Raw genomic sequence first — 9,994 nt, 5'->3', positions numbered from 1 at the left:
TGTGCCGGGCGTGCCGCATCACGCCACGCCCACCGGGCCCCTGCTCGGCGAGCAATTCGGCCCCCTGACGGTCACGACGCCCGGCGTTCCCCGGTGAGTGGGGCAGGGCGGCCTGGCGGCCGGGCGTCACGGCCGAAGCGGTCCGGCAAGGCAAGCCGGGCGAAGGCGAGCCCGTCCGTGCATTCGGCGAGTCAACGCCGTACCCGGCAGGCGGTCGAGATCGGAAGCCGCGGCGCCTCATTCGTCTTCCGTCACCGAGTTGGCAATGGGGTCATCTTCCTAGCGTTGATGGTGGCCGCTACCCAACTGTTCTACCTGCAGGTGCCACGCGCCTCCGGGCTGCGCGCCGAGGCCGCAGGACAGCTGAAGGTCACCGACGTCGAAAAGGCGGTCCGCGGCGGCATCGTCGACCGCAACAACAATCAACTCGCCTTCACGATCGAAGCCCGCGCGCTGACCTTCCAGCCGCGCCGCATCAACAAGCAGCTCGCCGAGGCCAAGCAGAAGAACGCGAAAGCGCCTGACCCGCTACAGCGGCTGAAGGATATCGCCAAGGAAGTGGCGCTTCGGCTGAACAACAAGCCGGACAAGGCCACCGTGCTCAAGAAGCTGCGCAGCGACGAGACGTTCGTCTATCTCGCCCGCGCTGTCGACCCCGCGATCGCCACGACGATCACCCGCAAATTCCCCGAAGTAGGCGCCGAGCGTCAAGATCTACGCCAGTACCCGGGCGGGTCGCTGGCGGCCAACGTCGTCGGCGGAATCGACTGGGACGGACACGGTCTGCTGGGTCTGGAAGATTCCATGGACGCCGAACTGGCCGGCACCGACGGCTCGGTCACCTACGACCGCGGCTCCGACGGTGTGGTGATCCCTGGCAGCTACCGCAACCAGCATCAGGCGGTCAACGGCGCCACGGTCCAGCTGACCATCGACGACGACATTCAGTTCTACGTCCAGCAGCAAGTGCAGCAGGCCAAGAATCTGTCCGGGGCGCGCAATGTCTCGGCGGTCGTGCTGGATGCCAAGACCGGCGAAGTGCTGGCGATGTCCAACGACAACACCTTCGACCCGTCTCAGGACATCGGTCGTCAGGGCAAGAAAGAGCTGGGCGACCTGCCGGTGTCCTCGCCGTTCGAGCCCGGGTCGGTGAACAAGGTTGTCACCGCCGCCTCGCTGATCGAGTACGGCCTGTCCAATCCTGATGAGGTGCTGCAGGTTCCGGGCTCGATCAACATGGGGGGGGTGACGGTCCACGACGCCTGGAACCACGGCGTCGCGCCGTACACCACCACCGGTGTGTTCAGTAAATCGTCCAATGTGGGCACGCTGATGCTCGCGCAGCGCGTCGGACCGCAGCGCTACTACGACATGGTCCGCAAGTTCGGGCTCGGCCAGCGCACCGGGGTGGGGCTGCCCGGTGAAAGCGAGGGTCTGGTGCCGCCGATCGACCAGTGGTCGGGCAGCACGTTCTCCAACTTGCCGATCGGCCAAGGTCTTTCGATGACCCTGTTGCAGATGACCGGCATGTACCAGGCAATCGCCAACGACGGCGTGCGAATGCCACCACGGATCATCAAGGCAACCGTCGGAGCCGACGGCGCTCACACCGAAGAGCCGCGCCCGCAAGGTGTTCGGGTGGTCTCGGCGGAGACCGCACGAACCGTGCGCAACATGTTGCGCGGCGTGGTGCAGCGTGACCCGACCGGCAACCAGCAGGGCACCGGCCCGGCGGCGGCCGTCGACGGCTATCAGGTGTCCGGCAAGACCGGGACGGCGCAGCAGATCAACCCGGCGTGCGGCTGCTACTACGACAACGTCTACTGGATCACCTTCGCGGGCATGGCGACCACCGACGACCCGCGTTACGTCATCGGCATCATGATGGACAACCCGGCGGCCAACTCCGACGGGACGCCCGGCCATTCGGCGGCCCCGCTGTTTCACAACATCGCGGGCTGGCTGCTGCAGCGCGGAAATGTCCCGCTGTCACCTGATCCCGGTCCACCGCTGACGCTGCAGGCCATGTAGCCAGGCAGTGAATTGCGACTGGCCGCCTGGCGCCGTTGTGGGAGAATGACGAGGCACAGCGGAGGTGACGGCGATGGTGGCAGGCGAGAATTTTCGGGTCGACATTGAAGCGTTGGCGGTCTCGGCGGCGCAGGTAGCCGGCCAGGGCGACGATCTGGCGAGTGCGCACATGTCGTCGGACAGCCGGATCGCTGCGGCCCAGTCCGGCTGGGTGGGCAGCTCTGGGGCGGCGCTGCAGATCAGGACGGCTGCCTGGTTGGAGACCTCACGCAGACTGCTGACCAGTGTCGGCGATCATGCGCTGGCGCTGAACAACGACGGCATCGATTTCACGGCGCTCGAGAATGAGAACGTCGAGAGGCTCCGCGCAGTGCACCCTGCCCCTGAGTCGTGACGCTGACGGTGGCCGATATCGATCGGTGGAACGCCGCCGCGGTGCGCGAGGTGTTCCAGGCGGCGAATGCCCGCGGTCAGGCCACCCTGGATGCGTCGCGTGAATTGAGTTCGCTGGCGGTGTTCGACACTTGGGAAGGCGCAACGGCCGAAGCCCGAAAACACGCCAATGCCACCATCCGCGTGGACCTCGACACCCATGGCAACGAGGCGCTCGCGGTGGCCCGTGCCGCCGACCAGGCTGCCGACGGCATCGAGCATGTGCAGTCAGACCTACGGGCTTTGCGCCGCGACGCCGCCGCGTTGAGCATGGCGATCGACCCAATGAGCAACCGAGTGGTCCCAACGTCCAATTGTCTGCCCGCAGAAGCGATTATCGCCGAAATACAGCTACAGCCACGGCTTGACGCGATTCTGGCCGAAGCCAACGCCGTCGACGAGGAACTGGCCAGCGCGATCAACATGGCCGACGGCGACTCCGCCATTCCGCCCAATTCCGGTCCACCGGTCGGTCCTGGCGGACTGACCCCGACCCAGCGTGAAAGCGATGCCAACCAGGAACGGGTGCGTGAAGAGCGGGCAAAACTGAATGCGCACATCAAAGACCTTGAAGCGCAGGCTGATCGGGCGCGACAAAGTGGAGATCAGCGCTGGCTCCAGGACCTCGACAATCAATTGAACGCAGCCAAGTACCGGGCGGGCGAATTCGACGCCATCGACGATGCGCTAGGGCGGGCCCCGGAGACCTACCTGACCCAACTCGAGATTCCGACGGATCCGAGCCAAAAGGTCCGCGCGGCGGTGGCGGTCGGCAACCCCGATACCGCTACCGACATTTCGGTGACTGTCCCCGGACTCGGCTCCAGCACCAAGGATTCGCTACCCGGCATGGTCACCGAGGCCAGCAATTTGCGGGACACCGCGCAAAAGCAGCTTGACCGCCTCGGCATCCCGGGTTCGGTGGTGACCATCGCATGGATGGGGTACGACCCACCGGCGAACCCGATCAATACCGGCGGCCCGCGTGATTTCTGGCGCACCGTCAATGACGAACGCGCGCAAGGTGGGGCGGCCGCGTTGGCGCCATATCTTCAGCAGCTGCATGCCGGCAATCCGAACGCGCATCTCAGTCTGTTCGGGCACAGCTACGGGTCGCTGACAGCCTCGCTTGCTCTGCAACAGCTCAACGCGCAGGGCTTGCATCCGGTCAATGACGCGGTGTTCTACGGTTCGCCGGGTCTGGAGTTGGAGAGCCCCAGTCAGCTCGGGCTGGCCAACGGACACGCGTTCGTTATGCGGGCACCTCCTGGCGACGACTGGATTCCTGAAGTGGCGCCGCTCGCGCCTCTGCATGGCTGGGGCCAAGATCCGTACGGTGGGATGATGCCCGAACTGTCCTCGCAAGCCGGGCTGAGTCCGGACGGTGTCAATCGGGAAGGCGTGCACAGTCACGCCGACTATCCCCGTGCGGCGTCGGCTCCGGGCGGCGATCAATTGAGAATGTCGGGCTACAACCTGGCGGTGGTGGCCGCCGGGATTGCCGATTTGCCCGACGGTGGAAAGCAATTGGTGATGGCGCCGACGCCGTTGACCCCGTATCCGCATCCGGGGCGATGATGACCGTCCGGATGGCCGCATGGAGTGTATGGATGGTGGTGGTGTGCATGTCAGTTTTCGGTTGCGGTGCAACGGATCCTGGAACGAATGGCAATCCGGGGCCGCAGCGGGTTGCGGAACTGGAGAACGGGTTACGCGCCAAGCCCTCGTTAGAAGCGGCCAAGGCCGAGTATTCGGCTGCGATGAATCAGATGGCCGGCAACATCGCTGCCCTGACGACGGGGATGCGCTGGCATGTCAAGGAGGACAGCTGGCGCGGCTGTGGCGGCGATTACGTGTGGACCCGCGGCAAGCAGGCGTACTACTACATCGTGTTCGACAAGGCGATCCCCGACGACCAGTGGCAGCGGGCGGTTGACATCGTCAAGGACGGCGCCGCGCGCTTCGGTGCCACCACGCTGCACGTCTTCGTGGACCAGCCCGGAAACAAAGATCTGACCATCTCCGGCCCCGACGGTGTTGAGTTTGAGTTCGGTACCGCCAAGCAGACGATTTTCTCCGGGAAGTCTGACTGTCGAATGAGCGAGGCTGACGCTCCGACGTCGACCACGAGACCTTGAGATGCTTTCTGCTGCAAGCCAATTGCCAAATAGCGTACGGGAAGGACGCTCTGGGCACCGCGTTCGCTCGGTAGTGACGTGGATCTTGGCGCTGCTGACGGTGCCCGGCGCGTTAGTAGTCATGCTGGTCGCCTTCGGGGGCGCGATGGGCACCGACCGTTGCGCCTACCAGGACTGCCCGCGTCAGGGTCCGCCGGTTCTCGTCATGATCTTGTTGTTTTTCGGTGCGCCCTTGGTCTCGCTGTTGACCATCATCGCTTCGATCCGGACCGCCAAGCGCGGCTGGGGTTTCCTGATTCCGCTGGCCGCGTTCGCGTTTTTCAGCATCGATGTCGTCGTCCTCTACTTGTCGTTCAAGTCCTGACGGCGTTCGGCCGAAATCCTCCCGCTCGATAAGGTGTCAGGGCTGATGGAGGCGCTGACCCCGGCGTCCGGACCAGGCGGCGGACGGAGGTGATGGCGTTGCCCGAGGCGCTACGTCCCACCACCGGCGCCGGCGTCCCGTTGTCGACGCTGGCCGCTCAGGTGGGCGCGGTGCCCGCCGAAGGCAGCTCCGCGTCGGATTTGCCGATCACCGGCGTGACTCTGCGCGCTCAAGACGTCCAACCCGGCGACCTGTTCGCCGCGCTGCCCGGCGGGTCGACACACGGCGCCCGCTTCTACGGCGACGCGATCGAAAGCGGGGCCGTCGCCGTGCTCACCGACGGGGCCGGCTTTGCGCAGCTGAACCGCGACGCCGGCACGGTGCCCGTCCTCGTCCATCCCGAACCCCGCAGGGTTCTGGGGGAGCTTGCCGCCACCGTGTACGGGCGTCCGTCCGAGCACCTGACTGTCATCGGGGTCACCGGGACGTCGGGCAAGACCACGACGACCTACCTGATCGAAGCCGGTCTGCGGTCGGCCGGCCGAACGGTGGGGGTGATCGGCACCGTCGGCCTGCGCATCAACGGCGCCGACATTCCGAGCACGCTGACCACGCCCGAGGCGCCCGCGCTGCAGGCCCTGCTGGCGGTGATGGCTGAGCGCGGCGTGGACACCGTGGTGATGGAGGTTTCCAGTCACGCGCTGACACTGGGCCGCGTCGACGGCATCCACTTCGCGGTGGGTGCGTTCACCAACCTGTCGCGCGATCACCTCGACTTCCACCCGACGATGCAGGACTACTTCGAGGCCAAGGCGCGGTTGTTCGACCCGGCGTCGCCGCTGCACGCCCACCGCGCGGTGGTGTGCGTCGACGACGATGCCGGCCGTTCGATGGCACACCGCGCCGACAAGGCGACCACGGTCAGCACGAAGGGTCGGCCCGCGGAGTGGCACGCTGAAGCCATTACCGCCGAGGCCGGCGAGCAGGAGTTCACCGCCGTCGACCCGGCCGGTGTACACCACCGGCTCAGAATCGCGCTACCGGGCGACTACAACGTCGCCAATTGCCTTGTCGCACTGGCAGTTCTCGACGCCGTCGGGGTTTCCCCCGAACAGGCGTCAACCGGGCTCCGGCACACCCAGGTGCCCGGACGGCTCGAGCGGATCGACCGCGGTCAGAACTTCTTGGCCCTGGTCGACTACGCGCACAAGCCGGGCGCGCTACAGGAGGTTTTGCGGACGCTGCGCCGCCCGACCAGCCGTCTGGCGGTGGTGTTCGGCGCCGGCGGCGATCGCGATCCGGGCAAACGAGCGCCGATGGGCCGCGTCGCCGCCGAGTTGGCCGACCTGGTGGTAATCACCGATGACAACCCCCGCAGCGAAGATCCGGCGTCGATTCGCCGCGAGATCCTTTCCGGCGCAACCGAAGCCGGCACCGCGGCGAGCGTCGTCGAGATCGGCGACCGGCGCGAGGCGATCGACCACGCGGTGGCCTGGGCGGCAGCCGGCGACGTGGTGCTGATCGCCGGCAAGGGCCACGAGACCGGTCAGACCCGCGCCGGGCACACCCAGCCCTTCGACGATCGGGTTGAGCTGGCCGCCGCGCTCGAGGGGCGGCGCCCATGATCGACCTCACCGTTGCGCAGATTGCTGCCATCGTCGGTGGTGAGTTGGCCGATATCTCTGCTGAGGACGCGGCACGTGTGCACGTCACCGGAACCGTCGAATTCGACTCTCGCAAAGTCACTTCCGGCGGTTTGTTCCTCGCGCTGCCCGGTGCTCGTGTCGACGGCCACGACCACGCGGCCTCGGCGGTGGCCGCCGGAGCGGTGGCGGTGCTGGCCGCCAGACCGGTCGGGGTTCCGGCGATCGTCGTCGCTCCCGACCCGACGGCGGCAGAAAGCCGCGCCGGTGTGCTCGAGTACGACACCGACGGATCGGGCGCCGCCGTGCTGGCGGCGTTGGCCAAACTCGCGGCCGCGGTGGCCACCGAGCTGGTGGCCGGGGGTCTGACGATCATCGGGATAACCGGTTCGTCGGGCAAGACGTCGACCAAAGATCTGATGGCCGCCGCGCTCGCCCCGCTCGGCGAGGTGGTGGCCCCGCCCGGGTCGTTCAACAACGAACTCGGTCACCCGTGGACGGTGCTGCGTGCCACCGCGAGCACCGACTACCTGATCCTCGAGCTGTCGGCGCGTCATCCCGGTAACATCGCCGCACTGGCGGCGATCGCGCCGCCGGCTATCGGGGTGGTGCTCAACGTCGGCACCGCGCACCTCGGCGAGTTCGGCTCGCGCGACGCTATTGCAAAGACAAAATCCGAGCTGCCGCAATCGGTTCCGCGGTCCGGGGTGGTTGTGCTCAATGTCGACGACCCGGCGGTGGCGGCGATGGCCGACGTGACCGCGGCCCGGGTCGTGCGGGTCAGCCGGAACGGCCAGACCGACGTGTGGGCCGGGCCGGCGACGCTCGACGAGCTGGCCAGGCCACAGTTCACCCTGCACTCGGCGGGCGGCACCGTCGACGTCCGCCTCGCGGTGCACGGCGACCACCAGATCAGCAACGCGTTGTGCGCGGTTGCCGTCGCGCTGGAATGCGGTGCCGCCGCCGCACAGGTGGCCGAAGCGCTGGCCGGTGCCGGCCCGGTGTCGGGTCACCGGATGCAGGTCAGCACTCGCACCGACGGGGTGACGGTCATCGATGACGCCTACAACGCCAACCCGGACTCGATGCGCACTGGACTGCAGGCACTGGCCTGGATATCGGCCGGCGGCGGGGGAGAGCGTCGGCGCAGCTGGGCGGTGCTGGGCGAGATGGCCGAGCTCGGCGACGACGCGATATCCGAGCATGACCGCATCGGCAGGCTGGCGGTGCGATTAGATGTGTCTCGACTCATTGTCGTCGGAACGGGGAGGTCTATGAGCGCCATGCACCAGGGCGCGGTCATGGAAGGGGCCCGCGGCTCAGAAGGGGAACCAGAAGCCGCCATCGTCGCCGACGCCGACGCTGCCCTGGCCCTGCTGCGGGCTGAACTGCAGCCTGGGGACGTGGTACTGGTCAAAGCCTCCAACTCCGCAGGTCTTGGGACGTTGGCCGATTCGCTGGCCGCCGACCGGGTCGACGGCCAGGGCGATAGCCGATGATCGACATCCTCATCGCCGTCGCGATTTCGCTGACGGTGTCCATCTTGCTGACCCCGATGCTGATCCGGCTGTTCAACCGGCAGGGCTTCGGCCAAGAGATTCGTGAGGACGGCCCACCGAGCCACAAGACCAAGCGTGGCACACCGTCGATGGGCGGCGTCGCGATCCTGGCCGGCATCTGGGCGGGTTACCTAGGCACCCATCTGCTCGGCCTGGCGTTCAACGGTTACGGCCCGTCGGCCTCGGGTCTGCTGGTGCTCTTCCTGGCCACCACGCTGGGCGCGGTCGGATTCGTCGACGACCTGATCAAGATCCGGCGCTCACGCAACCTGGGTCTGAATAAAACCGCCAAGACCGTCGGACAGATCACCGCCGCGATCCTGGTGGGAATACTAGTCCTGCAATTCCGCAACGAGGCGGGCCTGACACCGGGCACCTCGGATCTGTCGTATGTGCGCGAAATCGCCACCGTCACACTGGCTCCCGCGATCTTCGTGTTGTTCTGCGTGCTCCTCGTCAGCGCCTGGTCCAACGCGGTCAACTTCACCGACGGCTTGGACGGCTTGGCCGCGGGCTCGATGGCCATGGTCACCGCCGCCTATGTGCTGATCACGTTTTGGCAGTATCGCAACGCCTGTGCGACCGCCCCCGGCTTGGGGTGTTACAACGTGCGCGACCCGCTGGATCTGGCGATCATCGCCGCCTCGACCGCTGGTGCGTGCATCGGGTTTCTGTGGTGGAACGCCGCGCCGGCCAAGATCTTCATGGGTGATACCGGATCGCTGGCGCTGGGCGGCATCATCGCCGGCATCTCGGTGACCAGCCGCACCGAAATCCTGGCGGTTGTGCTGGGCTCGCTGTTCGTCGCGGAGATCGTCTCGGTGGTGCTGCAGATTGTCGCTTTCCGGACGACCGGGCGCCGGGTGTTCCGGATGGCGCCCTTCCATCACCACTTCGAGTTGGTCGGCTGGGCCGAAACCACCGTGATCATTCGGTTCTGGCTGCTTACCGCGATCAGCTGCGGTCTGGGCGTCGCTCTGTTCTACAGCGAGTGGTTGGCCGCCACCGGCGGCGGCTGACATGAGGCGCGTCGGCGACGATCAACAGGGCAGTGCGATCCGGAAAGGCGCCGAGGAGCGGCGCCAATGAGCCCCGACCCCGCGCTCGATTCGCTGTCGGCCGGAGCGCCGGTGCTGGTCGCGGGGGGCGGCGTGACCGGCCGTGCGGTGCTGGCGGCTCTCGCCGCGCTGGGCGCTGCGACGACGCTGTGCGACGACGACCCCACTACCCGTCGCCAGTTCGCCGAGGCCGGTACGGCGACGGCGGATTCGGCGACCGCCGCGAAGCACATCGCCGACTACGCCCTGGTGGTCACCAGCCCGGGTTTCCCGCCCACCGCGCTTGTGCCCACTGCCGCCGCGGCCGCCGGTGTGCCGGTCTGGGGTGACGTCGAGCTGGCGTGGCGGCTCGACCAGGGCGGTCATTACGGCTCGCCGCGGCGCTGGCTGGCGGTAACCGGCACCAACGGCAAGACCACCACCACGTCGATGCTGCACGCCATGCTCGTCGCCGCGGGCATGAACAGTCGGCTGTGCGGCAATATCGGCAGCCCGGTGCTGGACGTGTTGCGTGAACCCGCCGACGTGCTGGCCGTCGAGCTGTCCAGCTTTCAGCTGCACTGGGCGCCGTCGCTGCGACCCGAGGCCGGGGTGGTGCTCAACGTCGCCGAAGATCATTTGGACTGGCACGCCACCATGGACGAGTACGCCGCGGCCAAGGCCGCCGTACTGCGCGGCCGGGTGGCGGTGGCCGGGCTGGACGACCCGCGGGCGGCGGAGCTGCTCGCGGCAGCCCCTGCGCCCGTCCGGGTCGGCTTCAGGCTGGGCG

Annotated in this window: 9 protein-coding genes; all 9 read left to right on the top strand. The window is 67.3% G+C overall.

From position 1 onward, the window contains the following. Positions 1-93: 93 nt before the first annotated feature. Entirely contained in the window at positions 94-2,031 is a 1,938-nt protein-coding gene (locus tag WAO18_RS00485; protein ID WP_422202965.1) for a peptidoglycan D,D-transpeptidase FtsI family protein, read from the top strand. 73 nt (positions 2,032-2,104) lie between these two features. Next, positions 2,105-2,425: a WXG100 family type VII secretion target gene (locus WAO18_RS00480; RefSeq protein ID WP_422202963.1), complete on the top strand. Its 321-nt coding sequence runs from the start codon at positions 2,105-2,107 to the stop codon at positions 2,423-2,425. Beyond that, on the top strand, positions 2,422-4,041 hold the full coding sequence (locus tag WAO18_RS00475) for an alpha/beta hydrolase (protein WP_422202961.1): 1,620 nt from the start codon (positions 2,422-2,424) through the stop codon (positions 4,039-4,041). Before WAO18_RS00480 ends, WAO18_RS00475 begins: the two co-directional genes overlap by 4 nt. Before the next feature lie 11 nt (positions 4,042-4,052). Further along, a complete protein-coding gene (locus tag WAO18_RS00470; protein WP_422202959.1) occupies positions 4,053-4,601 on the top strand; it encodes an LppA family lipoprotein in 549 nt (182 codons plus the stop codon). Between the two features lie 73 nt (positions 4,602-4,674). Next, positions 4,675-4,965, top strand: coding sequence for a hypothetical protein (locus WAO18_RS00465; RefSeq protein WP_422202957.1), 291 nt, complete (start codon positions 4,675-4,677; stop codon positions 4,963-4,965). Positions 4,966-5,057: 92 nt separating this feature from the next. Further along, positions 5,058-6,590, top strand: coding sequence for a UDP-N-acetylmuramoyl-L-alanyl-D-glutamate--2,6-diaminopimelate ligase (locus tag WAO18_RS00460; protein ID WP_422202955.1), 1,533 nt, complete (start codon positions 5,058-5,060; stop codon positions 6,588-6,590). After that, entirely contained in the window at positions 6,587-8,107 is a 1,521-nt protein-coding gene (locus WAO18_RS00455; RefSeq protein WP_422202953.1) for a UDP-N-acetylmuramoyl-tripeptide--D-alanyl-D-alanine ligase, read from the top strand. The genes WAO18_RS00460 and WAO18_RS00455 overlap by 4 nt, the downstream gene beginning before the upstream one ends. Next, a complete protein-coding gene (gene mraY, locus WAO18_RS00450; RefSeq protein WP_422202951.1) occupies positions 8,104-9,186 on the top strand; it encodes a phospho-N-acetylmuramoyl-pentapeptide-transferase in 1,083 nt (360 codons plus the stop codon). Before WAO18_RS00455 ends, mraY begins: the two co-directional genes overlap by 4 nt. Before the next feature lie 66 nt (positions 9,187-9,252). Then, positions 9,253-9,994, top strand: a 742-nt coding sequence (murD, locus tag WAO18_RS00445; protein ID WP_422202949.1) for a UDP-N-acetylmuramoyl-L-alanine--D-glutamate ligase, incomplete at its 3' end; no start/stop codon positions are given.

The organism is Mycobacterium sp., assembly GCF_049278535.1.
Classification (GTDB): Bacteria; Actinomycetota; Actinomycetes; order Mycobacteriales; family Mycobacteriaceae; genus Mycobacterium.
Note: the sequence above shows the minus strand (reverse complement) of the source record. Positions and strands in the feature narration are given on the sequence as shown.